This window comes from Pseudomonas sp. MOIL14HWK12:I2, from assembly GCF_000510745.1.
GTDB lineage: Bacteria > Pseudomonadota > Gammaproteobacteria > Pseudomonadales > Pseudomonadaceae > Chryseomonas > Chryseomonas oryzihabitans.
On record NZ_AZOA01000010.1, the window covers coordinates 189,331 to 207,126 of the forward strand.

Here is a 17,796-nt window from a genome sequence, read left to right on the forward strand (position 1 = left end):
TCAGGCGTCGCCCAGGGCTCCGGCCAGCTCCAGCACCTGCTGCCGCCAGGTGGCCTCGCGGGGCAGGGCGAGGAAGTGCGGATTGAGAAAGGACTCGCGCATCTCGTAGGTGAGGGGCTGGCCGTCCAGGGTCAGGACCTCGCCGCCGGCGCCTTCCAGCACGCCCTGGGCGGCGGCGGTGTCCCACTGGGAGGTGGGGGCGAGCCGGGGATAGAAGTCGGCCAGGCCTTCGGCCAGGAGGCAGAACTTGAGCGAGCTGCCGACGCTGACCAGCTTGGGTTCGCCCAGCGTGGTGCCCAGTTCTTCCAGCAGGCGCTGCTGCGCCGGACTGCCGTGGCGGCGACTGGCGACCACGGTGAAGGCTTCTTCCGGTTGGGTGCGCACGCCTATCTCGACGCCGTCCTCGCCCTGGATGCGGAAGGCGCCCAGTTCGCGGCCGCCGCTGAAGCAGACGTCCCGGGTGGGGATGCCGACCACGCCAAAGATCACCTGGCCGCGCTCGACCAGGGCCACGTTGACGGTGAATTCCTCGCTGCCGTCGATGAATTCCTTGGTGCCGTCCAGGGGGTCGACCACCCACCAGACGTCCCAGGCGCTGCGCGCCGCGAAGGGGATGTCACAGGCTTCTTCCGACAGCACCGGCACGTCCGGGGTCAGGCGCGCCAGGCCTTCGGCCAGCACCCGGTGGGCGGCGAGGTCGGCGGCGGTCACCGGCGAGTCGTCGCTCTTCTGCCGCACCGCCACGCCCTGGCGCCAATGGGGCAGGATGGCCGCGCCGGCCTGGCGCACCAGGTCGATGACGTTGAGCACCAGGGGCGCGGTAATGGAAACGGGCGCCATCATGCCGGCAGTTCTCCGCGTTGGGTGAGCAGGTCGCGTACCAGGTAGAGGGCGGCCAGGGCGCGGCCTTCGGAAAAGCGCGGATTCTGCACCAGCTGCGACAGTTCGCGCAGGTCGACGCTGCTGACTTCCAGGGGCTCGGGTTCGTCGCCCGGCAGGCGCTCGGGATAGAGGTCGCGGGCCAGCACCACGTGGATGCGCTGACTCATGTAGCCCGGGCTCAGCGACAGGGCGGTGAGGTATTCCAGCTGGCGCGCGCCAAAGCCGGCCTCTTCCTTGAGTTCGCGATTGGCGGCGTCGAGGATCTCCTCGCCCGGCTCCACCAGGCCCTTGGGCAGCGACAGTTCGTAGTCTTCCACGCCGCCGCAGTATTCCTCGATGAGCAGGGCGTGGGTGGCGTCCTGCAGGGCCACCACCATCACCGCGCCATGACCGGTGCCCTTGTTGGCCAGGCGCTCGTAGGTGCGTTCCTCGCCGTTGGCGAAGCGCAACTGCATCTCCTCGACGGTGAACAGGCGGCTCTTGGCCACGATCTGTCGGGCGAGAACAGTGGGTTTCTGGCGCATGGACGGCTCCTGGGCTGGGCGGACGGGTATGATAACCCGCCTGTTACATGATCCGGAGTCACCATGACCCCTCTCGACTGGAGCCGTATCGATACCGTGTTGCTGGACATGGACGGCACCCTGCTCGATCTGCATTTCGACAACCATTTCTGGCTGGAGTACCTGCCGCAGCGCTATGCCGAGCGCCACGGCCAGTCCCTGGCGCTGGCCAAGGCCGAGCTGGAGCCGCTGTTTCTCAGTCACCAGGGCAAGCTGACCTGGTACTGCCTGGACTTCTGGAGCGCCGAGCTGGGCTTTTCCATGCGCGAACTCAAGGAGGAGATCGCCCACCTGATCGCCCTGCGGCCGGACGCCGACACCTTTCTCGCCGCCCTGCAACGCGCCGGCAAGCGGGTGGCGCTGATCACCAACGCCCACCGCGATTCCCTGTCGCTGAAGCTGGAGCGTATCGAGCTGGCGCCCTATTTCGATCGGCTGATCAGCTCCCACGACTACGGCTTTCCCAAGGAGGAGCAGCAGTTCTGGCACGCCCTGCAGGCCGACTTCGCCTTCGATCCGGCGCGCACCCTGTTCATCGACGACAACCTGCCGATCCTGCGCAGCGCCCGCGACTACGGCGTCGCCCACCTGCTGGCGATCCACGAGCCGGACAGCCGGCGCGGTCCCAAGGACAGCGAGGAATTCGAGGCGGTGCGGGATTATCGCGAGCTGCTGCCGCAGTGAGGACTGCCGCAGTCCTGGCGACCCTCACCCCGGCCCTCTCCCGGGGGGAGAGGGGGCAGAGCGCCCGGAGGTAATCAGTGGATATCAAGCAACTGCGCTTTCTCATCGCCCTGGACGAGACGCGTCACTTCGGCCAGGCGGCGGCGCGCTGCCACGTCACCCAGCCGACCCTGTCCATGCGCCTGCGTGGCCTGGAAGACGAGCTGGGGGTGGAGCTGGTGCGTCGCGGGCAGCGCTTCGAGGGATTCACCGAGGCGGGGCAGCGCATCCTCGCCTGGGCGCGCACCCTGATGGCCGCCCATGACGGTCTCTATGCCGAGGCCCAGGCCTTCCAGGGGCAACTGGTGGGCACCCTGAGGGTCGGCCTGGTGCCGCTGGCCAGCTTCGATCCCATGCCGCTGCTGCAGCACCTGCGCCTGCTGCACCCCAAGCTGCATTTCCAGCTGCAGGTGCTCAGCACCGAGCGCATCCTCGAAGCCGTGGCCAGCAATCGCCTGGAGCTGGGCATCTCCTACCTGGAACACCTGGATCCGGCGCGCTTCGACAGCCTGACCCTGACCGAGACGCGCATGGGCCTGCTCTATGACGAGCGGCATTTCAGCTTCGACCAGGCCGCGCTGGATTGGCAGGCGGTGGCCGGCTTGCCGCTCGGCCTGCTTACCGGCGCCATGCATTTTCGCCAGTCGGTGGACCATGGCTTTCGCAGCCTGGGGTTGACGCCACAGCCGGTGCTGGAGACCGACGCCGTCTATCTGCTCCTGCAGGCGGTCAATGCCGGTCTCTGCTGTGCCGTGGTGCCCCTGGCCGGCGGTTTCGACCGTCTCACCCCCCATGCGCGGCTGATCCCCATCGCCACGGCCCGTACCCTGGCGCCCCTGGGGCTGCTCATTCGTCGGACCGAACCCCGACTGGCGGTCGCCGATGCCTGTTTCCAGGCGGTCAAGGCGCTCTATGCCGAGAGTGATAGATAGCGTTTATCAAGGCATCGGTCATAGCGATTAGACGCCCCGGGATGTGCTGGTTAATCTTTGATCTGTGTCAAACCGCCGCAGGTCGTTTTCGCCCATGTCCCAGGATTCGCCAGACCTCGTTGCCGCGCCCCCCGCCGGCTATGCCTTCGCCGAGCTGGAGCAGCCTGCCGTGCGCGGCGAACAGCCGCTGGCCGAGGAGGTGGCGCTGGCCATCGCCTACAACGGCATCAGCCATGCGGTGATGATGGCGACGCCGGCCGACGTCGAAGACTACGTGGTCGGTTTCAGCCTCAGCGCCGGCATCGTCGATGCCATCGACGACATCTATGGCATCCAGGTGCGGCGCGTCGGCGAAGCCCTCAATGTCGACGTCGAGATCAGCAGCCGCACCTTCTGGGCGCTCAAGCAGCAGCGCCGCCAGCTGGCCGGCACCAGTGGCTGCGGCCTGTGCGGGGTCGAGGCCCTGGAACAGGCGCTGCCGCAGCTGGATCGCCTGCGCAAGGTGCCGCTGCCACCGGCCGCCCACCTGCACGACCTACGCCAGCGCATCGATGCCGCCCAGGACCTGGGCCAGCGCAGCGGCGCGGTGCACGCCGCGCTGTTCATCGACGGCCAGGGCGAACTGACCCTGTGCCGCGAGGACATCGGTCGCCACAACGCCCTGGACAAGCTGATCGGCGCCCTGTTGCGCCAGCGCCAGCCGGTGCGCGAGGGCTGCGTGGTGGTCACCAGCCGTTGCAGCCTCGAACTCATCCACAAGGCGGTGCGGGCCGGACTCGCCACCCTCATCACCCTGTCGGCGCCTACCGGGCTGGCCGTGGAGTGGGCGCGCCGTCATCGTCTCAATCTGATCCATCTGCCACACCGGTCGCCGCCGCGGGTCTATGCCCCGGCGCCGGTGGCCCCTTGATCCCACGGGAATCGCCATGAACAAACCTCAGCAGTCCTTCAAACCCTATCAAGGCCCCGCCGCCGGCTGGGGCGCCCTGAAGAGCGTGGTGCACTTCTGGCTCGACAGCGGCAACGCCTTCAAGAATCTGCGTACCCTGCTCAAGACCAACCAGGACCATGGCTTCGATTGCCCCGGCTGCGCCTGGGGCGAGGCCCCGGAAAACGGCCTGGTGAAGTTCTGCGAGAACGGCGCCAAGGCGGTCAACTGGGAAGCCACCAAGCGCCGCGTCGATGCCGCCTTCTTCGCTCGCCACAGCGTGACCTCGCTGCTGGAGCAGAGCGACTACTGGCTCGAATACCAGGGCCGGCTGACCGAGCCGCTGCGCTATGACGCGGCCACCGATCGCTATGTGCCCATCGCCTGGGACGCCGCCTTCGCGCTGATCGCCAAGGAGCTCAAGGCCCTGGCCAGCCCCGACGAAGCCGAGTTCTACACCTCGGGGCGCGCCAGCAACGAGGCGGCCTTCCTCTATCAGCTGTTCGTGCGCGCCTACGGCACCAACAACTTCCCCGACTGCTCGAACATGTGCCACGAGGCCAGCGGCGTGGGCCTGGGCCGCAGCATCGGCGTCGGCAAGGGTACCGTGACCTATCACGACCTGGACGAGGCGGATGCCATCTTCGTCATCGGCCAGAACCCCGGCACCAACCACCCGCGCATGATCGAAACCCTGCGCAACGCGGTGAAGCGCGGCGCCCAGGTGGTCTGCTTCAACCCGCTCAAGGAGCGCGGCCTGGAGCGCTTCCAGCATCCGCAAAGTCCGCTGGAGATGCTGACCAACGACTCGCGGCCGACCAACACCGCCTACTTCCGTCCGGCCCTGGGCGGCGACATGGCGGCGCTGCGCGGCATCGCCAAGTACCTCCTGCAGTGGGAGCGCGAAGCCGCTGCCAAGGGCGCCAAGCGCGTCTTCGACCACGATTTCATCGCCGCCCACACCCTGGGCATGGACGACTACCTGGCCCAGGTCGACGCCACCTCCTGGGAGCTGATCGAGCGCCAGTCGGGCTTGTCGCTGCACGAGATCGAACAGGCCGCGCGCATGTATGCCCGCGCCGAGAAGGTCATCATCTGCTGGGCCATGGGCATCACCCAGCACCGCCATTCGGTGGCCACGGTGCAGGAGATCGCCAACCTGCAGCTGCTCTGCGGTCACATCGGCCGGCCCGGCGCCGGCCTCTGCCCGGTGCGCGGCCACAGCAACGTCCAGGGCGACCGCACCATGGGCATCGACGAGAAGGCCCCGGCCTGGCTCAGCGACGCCCTGGCCAAGCGCTTCGCCTTCGAGCCGCCACGCAATCGTGGTCACAACACCGTGGAAGCCATCGCCGCCATGGAGCAGGGCAAGGCCAAGGTGTTCATCGGCCTCGGCGGCAACTTCGCCCAGGCGACCCCGGACACCCCGCGCACCCACAGGGCGCTGCGCAAGTGCGACCTGACCGTGCATATCGCCACCAAGCTCAACCGCAGCCACCTGGTGACCGGTCGCCAGGCGCTGATCCTGCCCTGCCTGGGCCGCACCGAGATGGACGTGCAGAGGGGTGGCAAGCAGGCGATCACCGTGGAAGACAGCTTCAGCATGGTGCACGCCTCGGCCGGTATCCTGCGGCCGCTGTCGTCGCAGATGAAGTCCGAGCCGGCCATCGTTGCCGGCCTGGCCAAAGCCACCCTGGGCAACCATCCGGTGGACTGGGACTGGCTGATCGAGGATTACGACCGCATCCGCGACCTAATCGCCGACGTCATTCCCGGCTTCCAGGACTTCAACGCCCGTCTCGCCGCACCCGGCGGCTTCTACCTGGGCAACAAGGCCGGACGCCGGGAGTGGAACACCCCCACCGGCAAGGCCAACTTCGCTGCCAATGCGCTGTTGCATGACCTCTTGCCGGACGCGGTCCGTCGCCAGGGCATCAAGCCCGACCTGATCCTGCAGACCATGAGATCCCACGACCAGTACAACACCACCATCTACAGCCTCGACGACCGCTATCGCGGCGTGAAGGGCCAGCGCGACGTGGTCTTCGTCAACCAGGCCGATCTGGATCGCCTGGGCGTGGCCGCCGGCGAGAAGGTGGATCTGGTCGCCCTGTGGGACGACGGCCTCGAGCGCCGGGTCCGCGGCTTCACTGCGTTGCCGTTCGACATCCCGGTCGGCCAGGCAGCCGGCTACTACCCGGAGACCAATCCGCTGGTGCCCCTGGAAAGCTACGGCGAGGGCAGCTTCACGCCCACCTCCAAGTTCGTCGCCATCAAGGTCGAGAAGGCCAGCGCCGGCAACCGCATCGCCTCGGTGGCCTGATCGGGGTTAGGCTGTCCTCTCGATTCGGGAGGGCAGCCATGCAGCGCATCGTCACCTGGCTCGGCGCGGATCCGGTCCGCTGCCGGCTGCTCGCCACTCTTGCCGACCTGCACCTGCCCGACGCCTGGCTGGCCGCGGGCTTCGTACGCAACCTGGTGTGGGATCGACTGCATGGCCACGCCGAGTCGACGCCGCTGGCGGATCTGGATGTCATCTATTTCGACGCGACTGACTGCCGGCCCGAGCGGGACAGGGAAATCGAAGCGCTGTTGGCGGCGCAGGCGCCGGGCTGGCCCTGGTCGGTACGCAATCAAGCCGCCATGCACCTGCGCAATGACGATGCGCGTTATGGCGATAGCCTGGACGCCATGCGTTTTTGGGTCGAGGTCGAGTCTGCCCTGGCCGCGCGCCTGACCGCCGACGGCGAGCTCGAAGTGGTCAGCCCCTTCGCCCAGGAAGGGCTCTTCGCCCTGCATCTCACGCCCAATCCCTGGCGTCCACGACCCGAAGCCTTTCGCCAGCGGCTCGCGACCAAGGGCTGGCTGGAGCGTTGGCCGCGGTTGCGTATTCAGACCGCTTGAGGGGGGCTCGCGCGGGTGTGGGTCAGGCGCGTCGCCCGTGGCCTTCCGGCAGCGCGGCCCGGTCGAGCGCGAGGCGTTGCGGCCGGGGTGCGGCCAGGCGATTCCCGAGCATCGCCTGGCCCGGGTCTCAGACCCTGAAGCGCGACGTCAGCTCTTGCAGCTGCAGGCTCAGGTTGGCCAGTTCGGTGCTGGAGCCGGCGGTTTTCTCGGTGGCGGCGGCGGTCTGGTCGGCCACTTCGTGGACCTTGACCACGCTGCGGCTGATGTTTTCACTGGCCGCACTCTGTTGCTCGACCGCGGTGGCGATCTGCTCGTTCATGGCCTCGATCTCGCTCACCGCACTGCTGACGCTGCCCAGCACCACGCCTGCCTGGCGGGTCAGGTCGACGCTTTCGCCGGTCAGTTCGATATTGCGGTCGAGGGCGGCGCTCATCTTGTCGGTGCTGCCGTGCAGTCGGGTGATGAGGCTGGCGATCTCGTCGGTGGAGGTGCGCGTACGCTGCGCCAGGCCGCGCACCTCGTCGGCGACCACGGCGAAGCCACGTCCGGCTTCACCGGCGCGAGCGGCCTCGATGGCGGCGTTGAGCGCCAGCAGATTGGTCTGCTCGGCGACCGCCTTGATCACGTCCAGCACGCCGCCGATGCGGTCGGCATCCTGCCTGAGCAACTCCATGGTGGCCTGGGTGCTGTCCACTTCCTGGGCCAGGCTCTGAATCTGAGTGGCGACCTGGTTGACCATCTCGTCACCCTCCCGGGTCTTGAGCGTGGCCTCGCGGGCGGTGGTTGACGCCTGTTCGGCATTGCGCGCCACCTCGTTGATGGTGGCGCTCATCTGCTGCATGGCGGTGGCGATCTGCTCGGTCTCCATCTTCTGCGCCGAGGCGCCAGCGCGCGTCTGCTCGGTGACGGCGGAGAGTTCTTCGGCGGCACTGGCGACCTGGATGACGCCGTCCTTCTGCTCGCGGATCAGGTCGCTCAGATTGACGATCATGCGCTGCATGGCCGCCTGCAACTGGCCGATCTCGTCCTTGCGCGCTGCCTCGATCTGCACGGTCAGGTCGCCCGCAGCGAGCTGTTCCACGGTCACCAGGGTCTGGCGCAGCGGCGTCACGATGGAGCGGGTGATGACCCAGGCCGCGACCAGGCTGAGCAGTACCGCCAGCAGCAGCCCGCCAAAGAGCATCAGCTTGGCTTCGCGGATATCGTCGAGGCGGAACTGGCTCTGTAGCTGCTTCATCTCGTCGGAGGTCTTGAGCAACATCTGGATATGCTGGTAGAGCCCCAGATTGACGTCCTGGAACGCCTTCTGGACGCTGAACAGCTGGTGGACCTGACGCTGATACTGGTCGAGAAGTCCTGGCAGCTGCTGCAATTCCGGGGTCGGAGGCAAGGTCTTGAGCACGTCACCGGTCTTGGTCAGGGACGCCAGCAAGGCTTCCTGTTGTGGCCCGGCGGACTTGAGCACATAGAGGTGCAAGTGGATCCGCAGCTGCTGCAGCGCCGCCAGCAGGGAGGGCAGCTGGGCGCTGGCTTGATCGCGCTCACGATCCAGGGCGCTGGATGCCTCCTGCAATCGCTGGTCCATCATGTCGCCCGTATCGCGAATGTCCTGGATCGCGGTGGTGCGATCCTGGGTCACCTTGAGCGCCTGCTGATAGATATCGCGGTATTCCCTGAGGGTCTGTTCGGTACGGGCCAGTAGTGCTGTGCTTTCCGGACGTTTGAACAGTGGACGGACATTCTCTAGTTGCTGTTCGAGGGCATCGATGCCGCCTTTCCAGCGAGCGGCCTGGTCGGCTTCCGGCATGAGGGCGAAATCCTTGCGGGCATTGCGCATGTCTCGGGCGAGTAGACCGATTTGGGTGAACTGTTCGATCAGGTTGCCGCGTCGGCCCAGGGCCTGGATGCCGTCCCAGCCGGCATAGGCGATAGCCAGGGACAGAATGATCAGGATGGTAAAGCCGGAAAACAGCTTCGTACGAACACTCATGTTGCTCATCTTCATAAGGCTATTTCCAATGTTCGGCGGAAAGTTCCGGAGTTTGAGAGGGGCGGAGGGCGTCGGATTCTAGCCGAGGGTAATGTAAAAAAGTTAGGTGTTTACAACCTTTAAATAATGGTAAGTCTAATTCTTATATATCAATATCAAGAGTGATTTCGTTTCCTGACATTCGCTGTTAGCGCTATTGATATATATAGAATTTTTTGTCGAAATTTGGCCTTGGACAATCCGTGTTAGTTGAGGGATTGCTTTTTATTAGTCTGGCTTTAGAGATATGACCAAAAGGCAGGAGCAGAGGCGCTGGCCTGTATCCGGAGAGAAGGGGATTTGGCGGGACGGTTCTTCGCTGGCGGCCAGCGGCTCCCGCTCGCGCAGACGGCGATGAACACCTTCGCCGCTCTCATCGACTGTCCGGCGAACCCTGGAATGCCGCTAGACTCCATAGAAGGTCATTCGCTTTCCCTCTCCGGCAAGGAATCCCCATGTCCACCACGGAGCGTCGCCGCGCCTTTCTTCAGCATCCGGGCTTTTCGCGGCTGTTCGCACCCGGGCGCCTGACCCTAGGCTTTCTGCTGCCACTGGAGGGCTATCCCGACGATCCCATGCCGACCCTGCGCGACCACGCCCGCCTGGCGCGGCTGGCCGACCAACTGGGCTTCGCGGCGCTCTGGGCGCGCGACGTGCCCTTCTACGATCCCGGCTTCAACGATGCCGGCCAAGTGTTCGAGCCCTTCACCTATCTCGGCTATCTGGCGGGCATCACCCAGCACCTGACCCTGGCCACCGGCAGCGCCGTCATCACCCTGCGCCATCCGCTGCACCTGGCCAAGATGGCGGCTTCGGTCGACCAGTTGAGCGATGGCCGGCTGGTGCTGGGGGTGGCCTCCGGCGATCGCCCGGTGGAATACCCGGCCTTCGGCCTGGAGAGTGAATTCGAGCGGCGGGGCGAGCGCTTTCGCGATGCCTTCGAGATGTTTCGCCTGGCCGGCGAGACTAATTTCCCGCTGGGGGCCTTTCGCCGCTTCGGCGATCTGCAGGGGCTGGCCGATCTGGTGCCCAAACCCGTGCATGGGCGCATTCCGGCGCTGGTCACCGGGCGCAGTCGGCAAACGGTGGACTGGATCGCCGCCAAGGCCGATGGCTGGTTCTATTACTTCGTACCGGCCGAACATGTTCCGGCGCTGACGCGGGTCTGGCGCGAGGCGCTGGACGAGATCGGCGGGCGCGAGTTGTTCAAGCCCTTCGCCCAGGGGCTGTTCTTCGAGCTGGTCAGCGATCCGGCTCAGCCGCCTCGGCCCATCCATGCCGGCTTGTCCTGCGGGCGGCGGGCGTTGGTGGACTACCTTGGTCAGTTGCAGGAAGCCGGCGTCAATCACCTGGCGCTTAACCTGCGCCCCTCACGGCGTCCGGCCAGCGAAGTGGTCCAGGAACTGGGCGAATTCGTGCTCCCGCACTTTCCTTCCCTGCAGCCGTAGCGATCGTCGCGGTGTGGCGCCAGGTAACACTTGTCTGGCTAACGATTCCCGGCCGTCGTCACCTGGGCAGGCGATTCCCCTGTGGTAGGGGTTCAACCGGGTCGCACCCCTTGGCCTGATCTCTGCATAACCTTCCGTTCTGTTACCTAGCTTTTGGTGCAACCGGATCGACGGTAGAACCTTGCGGGTTGCACTTGGTTGCACTTTTCTTTCGAGCGGCGCTAAGCTGCGCCGAATTTCGACGCCTTCTTGCTTGAGGACCTGCGCATGGCCACTACAACCACCCTGGGCGTAAAGCTCGACGAAGCCACCCGCGATCGCCTCAAGGAAGCGGCGCGCCGTATCGATCGGACGCCCCACTGGTTGATCAAGCAGGCCATCTATACCTATCTGGAAACCCTGGAAAGCGGCGCGACCCTGGCCGATCTGCAGGGCATCGCCCAGCGTCTGGCCGAGGGCGACAACGAAGCCGTCGAGGCGCTGGCCGATCCGGTCTACCAGCCCTTCCTGGAATTCGCCGAAAGCATCCTGCCGCAATCGGTACTGCGCTCGGCCATCACCGCGGCCTATCGCCGGCCGGAAGAAGAGCTGCTGCCGCTGCTGCTGGAGCAGGCGCGCCTGCCGGCGGCCCAGGCCAAGGCCACCCATGAACTGGCTCACCGCATCGCCGAGAAGCTGCGTAATGCCAAGGGTGCAACCGGGCGCTCCGGAATGGTGCAGAGTCTGCTCCGTGAATTCTCGCTGTCGTCCCAGGAGGGCGTGGCCCTGATGTGCCTGGCCGAAGCCCTGCTGCGCATCCCCGACAAGGGCACCCGCGATGCGCTGATCCGCGACAAGATCAGCACCGGCAACTGGCAGCCGCACCTGGGCAACAGCCCCTCGCTGTTCGTCAACGCCGCCACCTGGGGCCTGCTGCTGACCGGCCGCCTGGTCTCGACCCACAACGAGGCCGGCCTCACCAGTTCGCTCAATCGCCTCATCGGCAAGAGCGGCGAGCCGGTGATCCGCAAGGGCGTGGACATGGCCATGCGCCTCATGGGCGAGCAGTTCGTCACCGGCGAGACCATCGCCGAAGCCCTGGCCAACGCCAGCAAGTTCGAGGCGAAAGGCTTCCGCTACAGCTACGACATGCTCGGCGAAGCCGCCCTGACCGAGGCCGATGCCCGCCGCTACCTGGCCTCCTACGAGCAGGCCATCCACTCCATCGGCAAGGCCTCCCACGGCCGTGGCATCTACGAGGGCCCGGGTATCTCCATCAAGCTCTCGGCACTGCATCCGCGCTACAGCCGCGCCCAGTACGACCGGGTGATGAGCGAGCTCTATCCGCGCCTGCTGGAACTGACCCTGCTGGCCAAGCGCTACGACATCGGCCTGAACATCGACGCCGAGGAAGCCGATCGCCTGGAGATCTCCCTGGATCTCCTGGAGCGCCTGTCCTTCGAGCCGCAGCTGGCCGGCTGGAACGGCATCGGCTTCGTCATCCAGGCCTACCAGAAGCGCTGCCCGCTGGTGATCGACTACCTGATCGACCTGGCCAAGCGCAGCCGTCGGCGTCTGATGATCCGCCTGGTCAAGGGCGCCTACTGGGACAGCGAGATCAAGCGCGCCCAGGTGGAAGGCCTGGAGGGCTATCCGGTCTATACCCGGAAGGTCTACACCGACGTGGCCTACCTGGCCTGCGCCCGCAAGCTCCTGGCGGCACCGGAATCCATCTATCCGCAATTCGCCACCCACAACGCCCACACCCTGGCCGCCATCTACCAGCTCGGCGGGCAGAACTACTACCCCGGCCAGTACGAATTCCAGTGCCTGCACGGCATGGGCGAGCCGCTGTACGAGCAGGTGGTGGGCAGCGTCAAGGACGGCAAGCTGGCACGGCCGTGCCGCATCTATGCCCCGGTGGGCACCCACGAGACGCTGCTGGCCTACCTGGTCCGCCGCCTGCTGGAAAACGGCGCCAACACCTCCTTCGTCAACCGCATCGCCGACCATTCCATCTCCCTCGACGAGCTGGTGGCCGATCCGGTGGTGCAGATCGAGCAGCAGTCCACCAATGAAGGCGCCATCGGCCTGCCGCATCCGCGCATTCCCCATCCCAGCGCTCTGTACGGCGCCGAGCGCTGCAATTCCAGCGGTCTGGACCTGTCCAGCGAACACCGCCTGGGTTCGCTGTCCGCGGCCCTGCTGGCCAGTGGCAACACCGCCTGGGAAGCCCGCCCGCTGCTGGGTCGCGCCAGCGAGCCGTCGATTGCGCAACCGGTGCTCAATCCGGCCGATCGCCGCGATCGCGTCGGTCAGGTCAGCAACGCCACCCGTGCCGATGTCGACATCGCCCTGGAAGAAGCCCTGGCCGCCGCACCCATCTGGCAATCCACGCCGCCCGAGCAGCGCGCCGCCGCCCTGGATCGCGCCGCCGAATTGATGGAGGCGCAGATCCAGCCGCTGATGGGCCTGCTGGTGCGCGAGGCCGGCAAGACCTACGCCAATGCCATCGCCGAGGTGCGCGAGGCGGTGGACTTCCTGCGCTACTACGCCGCCCTGGTGCGTCGTGACTTCGCCAACGACAGCCACCGCCCGCTGGGTCCGGTGGTCTGCATCAGCCCCTGGAACTTCCCCCTGGCCATCTTCAGCGGCCAGATCGCCGCGGCGCTGGCCGCCGGCAACACCGTGCTGGCCAAGCCGGCCGAGCAGACCCCGCTGATCGCCGCCCAGGCCGTGCGTATCCTGCTGGAGGCCGGCATCCCCGAAGGCGTGCTGCAACTGCTGCCGGGCGAGGGCTCCACCATCGGCGCTGCCCTGGTCAACGATGTGCGGGTCAAGGGCGTGATGTTCACCGGCTCCACCGAGGTGGCGCAGATCCTGGCGCGCAACATCGCCGGACGCCTGGACGCCCAGGGCCGGCCGATCCCGCTGATCGCCGAGACCGGTGGCCAGAACGCCATGATCGTCGACTCCTCGGCCCTGGCCGAGCAGGTGGTCGCCGACGTGGTGGCCTCCGCCTTCGACAGCGCCGGTCAGCGCTGCTCGGCCCTGCGCGTGCTCTGCGTGCAGGACGACGTGGCCGATCGCGTGCTGGAAATGCTCAAGGGCGCCATGGCCGAATGCCGACTGGGCAATCCGGAGAATCTGGCCATCGACATCGGCCCGGTGATCGACGGCGAGGCCAAGGCCACCATCGACAAGCACATCCAGACCCTGCGCGGTAAGGGTCGCCGGGTGCACCAGGGCGGGCGCGTGGAAGGCGATGCCATCCACCGCGGCACCTTCGTCATGCCCACCCTGATCGAGCTGGAGAGCCTGGCGGAACTGGGTCGCGAGGTCTTCGGCCCGGTGCTGCACGTGGTGCGCTATGGCCGCAAGGACCTGGACAAGGTCATCGACCAGATCAACGCCACCGGCTATGGCCTGACCTTCGGCGTGCACACCCGCATCGACGAGACCATCGCCAAGGTGGTGGAACGCGCCCATGCCGGCAACCTCTACGTCAACCGCAACATGGTCGGCGCGGTGGTCGGGGTGCAGCCCTTCGGTGGCGAAGGCCTCTCGGGCACCGGTCCCAAGGCCGGTGGCCCGCTGTACCTCTATCGCCTGCTCAGCACCCGTCCCGATGGCGATCCCGCGGTGGCTCTGGCCAAGGGCAGCACCGGCGAGACCGAATGGCAGGTACGCGATGCCCTGCGCCAGCAGGCCGGCAATCCGCTGGGCGCCCTGCACGACTGGGCCAGGCAACAGGGCCTGGGCGAGCTGGAGCAGGCCTGCCTGAGATTCGCCGAGGAATCCCTGAGCGGCCTGACCCGCCTGCTGCCGGGTCCGACCGGCGAGCGCAACAGCTACAGCCTGCTGCCGCGCAGCCGGGTGCTGTGCCTGGCGGCCGACGAAAGCGATCTGCTGCTGCAATTGGCGGCGGTCATGGCGGTGGGCAGCACGGCCCTGGTCGAGGACGCCCACAAGACGACGCTGACGCGCCTGCCGCACGCCGTGCGCGCGCGGGTTCAGGTGGCGGCTGACTGGCGCAAGGACGAGGTCGCCTTCGAGGCGGTCCTGCACCACGGCGATTCCGATCAGCTGCGCCAGGTCTGCCAGCAGGTGGCCAAGCGCAATGGTCCCATCGTCGGCGTCCAGGGCCTGGCCCGCGGCGAGACCGCCATTCCGCTGGAGCGCCTGCTCATCGAGCGCGCCCTGAGCGTGAATACCGCAGCGGCGGGTGGTAATGCGAGTCTGATGACGATTGGCTGATTGGCTGATTGGCTGATTGGCTTCGACGGTGGAGTCGTCTCAACCCAACCTACGGACGCGCGTCGCGTTGCCCCTTCTCCCTTCGGGAGAGGGTTGAGATGAGGGCGAGGTGCGAGGGATAGGCCCAGGGCTGTTGGGCTTCGACAGTGGAGCCGTCTTGACCCAACCTACGAATGCACGTCCGTAGGTTGGGTTGAGCGCAGCGAAGCCCAGCAGGCATACTCGCTGTCTGGCTCCGATAGCAGGACCTAATACAGCGCCCCATACCCCTCCGGTTCCACCGGAAAGCTGCCATCGTTGGCGGCGATCAGTTTGTTCAGGCGTACCGGGATGGCCTTGGCCGCTGGCACCTTGCTGCCTTCGGCGTGGTGCCAGAGGGGGATCAGGGCGTTGCATTCGGGGTAGTAGCCGCCACAGGCCCCTTCCGGAATGTTGTAGGGCGTGACGCGCAGCGGACCCACCTCACGGCGCACGCCGTCATCGGCCACCGTCGACACCTGCACCTTGTCGCCCTCGGCCAGGCCCAGGCGTTCGATGTCGTTGCGATTCATCAGCAGCACCGCACGGGTGCCCTTCACGCCGCGAAAGCGATCGTGATAGCCGTAGATGGTGGTGTTGAACTGGTCGTTGCTGCGCAGCGTCATCAGGGTCAGGACGTCACGCCCGCGGGCGGGCATGTCCGGATCTTCTTCCAGGCTGCGCGGCACGATGAGATTGGCCTTGCCGGTGTCGGTCTTCCATTCACGCTTGGCCGCCGGCAGCGGGCGATGGAAACCGCCCACCTCCCACATCCGCGCATTGAAGTCGTGGAAGATCTCCGGGAAGGAGCGCGCGATCTCGTCGCGGATCAGCGCATAGTCGGCGATCCAGGCGTCCCAGGTGACCTGCGGGTTGTCGGGCAGGGTGGCCTTGGCCAGGCCGGCGACGATGGCCGGCTCGGACAGCAGGTCGCCTTCGGGCGGCTCGGCTACGCCACGCCAGCCGTGGATGCAGCCGGTACTGTCCTCGGTGCTGTGGGCCTGTTCCACCCCATTCTGGCGATCGATTTCGGTACGCCCCAGGCAGGGCAGCAGATAGGTCTTGTCCGCCGGCACCAGATGATTGCGATTGAGCTTGGTGGCGATCTGCACCGACAGGCGCAGGGTGCGCCAGGCCGGCTCCATCAGGCTGGTCTCGGGAATGGCGCGCAGGAAGTTGCCGCCCAGGCTGATGAAGGCCTTCACCGAGCCGTCGAGGATACCCTCGCAGGCTTCCACGGTATTGCGACCCTTGTCCTGTGGCGGGGCGAAGCCGAAGCGCTCGCCCAGCTGTTCGAGCGGCGCCAGCTCCGGCTTCTCGGTGATGCCCACGGTGCGCTGGCCCTGGACGTTGGAATGCCCGCGCACCGGGCAGATGCCGGCGCCGGGCTTGCCGATGTTGCCGCGCATGAGCAGCAGGTTGGTCAGCATCTGGATGGTTTCCACGCCATGGCGATGCTGGGTCAGCCCCATGCCATAGATGCCGATGACCTTCTGACAGCGACCATAGACGGCAGCGGCTGCTTCCAGAGCGCTGCGGGTCAGCCCCGACTGGCGCTCCAGCTGCGGCCATTCCTGGCGCTGCAACCACTCGCAGAAGTCGGCGAAGCCGTGGCAATGCTCGGCGATGAAGGCATGGTCGAGCACGGCCGGTTGGCCCTGTTCGCGCGCGAGATCATCAGCCGCCAGCAAGGCCTTGCACAGACCGGCGAGGGCCGCGGTGTCGCCACCGGGCTTGAGCTGATGGTACTGGGTGCTGATCTGGGTGGGCTGGTCGGTCAGCATCTCCACCGGCGACTGCGGATTGACGAAGGTTTCCAGGCCGCGCTCGCGCAGGGGATTGAAGGTGATGATGGGCGCGCCGCGTTTGCGCGCCTCCTGCAGGTCATGCAGCATCCGCGGACTGTTGCTGCCCGGATTCTGGCCAAAGAACAGCAGGCAGTCGGCCTGATCGAAGTCGTTCAGGGTCACGGTACCCACGGTCACGCCAATACTTTTGGGCAGAGCGACCGAGGTGCTCTCGTGGCACATATTGGAACTGTCCGGCAGGTTGTTGGTGCCGTACAGGCGGGCATAGAGCTGATAGAGGTAGGAGGTCTCCAGCGCCGCACGACCCGAGGCGTAGAAGATCACCGAGTCCGGCGCCAGCGCCTTGAGTTCGGCGCCGATGTCGGCGAAGGCCTCGGCCCAGCTCACCGGACGATAGCGGTCGGTGGCGGCGTCGTAGCGCAGCGGATGGGTGAGCCGGCCAACCTCTTCCAGGTCATAGTCGCGCCAGCCACGCAGTTCGCTGAGCGAATGCTGGGCGAAGAATTCCGGTCCGCATCTCTTGCTGGTGACCTCCCAGGCAGTGGCCTTGGCGCCGTTCTCGCAGAATTCCAGCGGATGGGGCTTGCCCGGCTTGGCCCAGGCGCAACTCACGCAGGCGAAGCCGCCGTGCTTGTTCTGCCGGGCCAGCAGCGCACCGGACTTGAGCGGCACCCGTTCACGCAGGACGATCTCGGTCACCGAGCGTGCCGAGCCCCAGCCACCGGAGGGCGCGTCATAGCGTTCAACCTTGGGTTTGCCGATCTTGCTCATGGTGCGCCTCACGTGACTGTCTGGCGATGTGCCTGTAGGTCATGGGACGACGCGTCTGGCGGGAAGGTTCTGGTGGTCAGCCAGGCGGTGCGGCGAAGCCCAGTTGGCGCCAGCCTTCGTAGACCGCCACGGCCACGGTATTGGACAGATTGAGGCTGCGGCGATTGGGTAGCATCGGCAGGCGCAGCCGCTGTTCGGGCGGCAGCGACTCCAGCACCTCGGCCGGCAGCCCGCGACTTTCCGGACCGAACAGCAGGGCATCGCCCGGCGCATAGGCGATCTCGGTGAAGGGATGGCTGGCCTTGGTGGTGAAGGCCAGCAGTCGGGGCGGCTGCAAATCTGCTATACAGGCCGCGAGGCTGGCATGGGTCCGCACGCTGGACCACTCGTGGTAGTCCAAGCCGGCGCGACGCAGTTTCTTGTCGTCCAGCGCAAAACCCAGCGGCTCGATCAGATGCAGGCGGCAGCCGGTAATGGCGCACAGGCGAATGACGTTGCCGGTATTGGGCGGAATTTCCGGTTGGTAGAGGATGATGTCGAACATGAAGGGCAGG

The 17,796-nt window shown here is 66.5% G+C and carries 12 protein-coding genes and 1 pseudogene; 7 read left to right on the forward strand and 6 right to left on the reverse strand.

The window, feature by feature from the left end; all coding sequences use genetic code 11:
• Both cysQ and nudE read right to left on the reverse strand, forming a co-directional pair.
• Entirely contained in the window at positions 1–843 is an 843-nt protein-coding gene (gene cysQ / locus PSK12I2_RS0109450; RefSeq protein WP_037007631.1) for a 3'(2'),5'-bisphosphate nucleotidase CysQ, read from the reverse strand.
• Entirely contained in the window at positions 840–1,406 is a 567-nt protein-coding gene (nudE, locus tag PSK12I2_RS0109455; RefSeq protein WP_027598200.1) for an ADP compounds hydrolase NudE, read from the reverse strand. The genes cysQ and nudE overlap by 4 nt, the downstream gene beginning before the upstream one ends.
• Before the next feature lie 63 nt (positions 1,407–1,469).
• Between nudE and yrfG the strand changes: the two genes are divergently transcribed.
• The 5 genes from yrfG (at position 1,470) to PSK12I2_RS0109480 (ending at position 6,932) form a co-directional block, all read left to right on the forward strand.
• Positions 1,470–2,129, forward strand: coding sequence for a GMP/IMP nucleotidase (gene yrfG, locus PSK12I2_RS0109460; protein ID WP_007161327.1), 660 nt, complete (start codon positions 1,470–1,472; stop codon positions 2,127–2,129).
• A 77-nt stretch (positions 2,130–2,206) separates the two neighbouring features.
• Positions 2,207–3,100, forward strand: a complete 894-nt coding sequence (locus tag PSK12I2_RS0109465) for a LysR family transcriptional regulator (protein ID WP_007161326.1) — start codon at positions 2,207–2,209, stop codon at positions 3,098–3,100.
• Between the two features lie 94 nt (positions 3,101–3,194).
• The gene (fdhD, locus tag PSK12I2_RS0109470; RefSeq protein ID WP_027598201.1) at positions 3,195–4,010 is read left to right on the forward strand and encodes a formate dehydrogenase accessory sulfurtransferase FdhD; all 816 of its coding nucleotides are present in this window, start codon (positions 3,195–3,197) and stop codon (positions 4,008–4,010) included.
• A 16-nt stretch (positions 4,011–4,026) separates the two neighbouring features.
• On the forward strand, positions 4,027–6,351 hold the full coding sequence (locus tag PSK12I2_RS0109475; protein WP_037007633.1) for an FdhF/YdeP family oxidoreductase: 2,325 nt from the start codon (positions 4,027–4,029) through the stop codon (positions 6,349–6,351).
• 38 nt (positions 6,352–6,389) lie between these two features.
• Entirely contained in the window at positions 6,390–6,932 is a 543-nt protein-coding gene (locus PSK12I2_RS0109480) for a nucleotidyltransferase family protein (RefSeq protein WP_027598203.1), read from the forward strand.
• A 127-nt stretch (positions 6,933–7,059) separates the two neighbouring features.
• On the opposite strand, the gene PSK12I2_RS25480 is transcribed toward PSK12I2_RS0109480, so the two are convergent.
• Positions 7,060–7,932, reverse strand: coding sequence for a methyl-accepting chemotaxis protein (locus tag PSK12I2_RS25480; protein WP_371100438.1), 873 nt, complete (start codon positions 7,930–7,932; stop codon positions 7,060–7,062).
• A pseudogene (locus PSK12I2_RS25485) lies at positions 7,918–8,937 on the reverse strand (HAMP domain-containing protein); the annotation flags it as partial. The pseudogene PSK12I2_RS25485 and the gene PSK12I2_RS25480, both read right to left, overlap by 15 nt.
• Before the next feature lie 479 nt (positions 8,938–9,416).
• On the opposite strand from PSK12I2_RS25485, the gene PSK12I2_RS0109490 reads away from it, so the two are divergent.
• Together PSK12I2_RS0109490 and putA are read left to right on the forward strand one after the other, a co-directional pair.
• Positions 9,417–10,409: an LLM class oxidoreductase gene (locus PSK12I2_RS0109490; RefSeq protein WP_027598205.1), complete on the forward strand. Its 993-nt coding sequence runs from the start codon at positions 9,417–9,419 to the stop codon at positions 10,407–10,409.
• A gap of 267 nt (positions 10,410–10,676) precedes the next feature.
• Complete coding sequence (gene putA, locus PSK12I2_RS0109495) at positions 10,677–14,645, forward strand: trifunctional transcriptional regulator/proline dehydrogenase/L-glutamate gamma-semialdehyde dehydrogenase (protein ID WP_027598206.1); 3,969 nt, start codon at positions 10,677–10,679, stop codon at positions 14,643–14,645.
• 248 nt (positions 14,646–14,893) lie between these two features.
• Here putA and PSK12I2_RS0109500 read toward each other — a convergent pair whose 3' ends face one another.
• Together PSK12I2_RS0109500 and PSK12I2_RS0109505 are read right to left on the reverse strand one after the other, a co-directional pair.
• Complete coding sequence (locus PSK12I2_RS0109500) at positions 14,894–17,242, reverse strand: FdhF/YdeP family oxidoreductase (protein ID WP_256203964.1); 2,349 nt, start codon at positions 17,240–17,242, stop codon at positions 14,894–14,896.
• Between the two features lie 76 nt (positions 17,243–17,318).
• Entirely contained in the window at positions 17,319–17,786 is a 468-nt protein-coding gene (locus tag PSK12I2_RS0109505) for a tRNA (cytidine(34)-2'-O)-methyltransferase (RefSeq protein WP_007161318.1), read from the reverse strand.
• Positions 17,787–17,796: the final 10 nt, after the last annotated feature.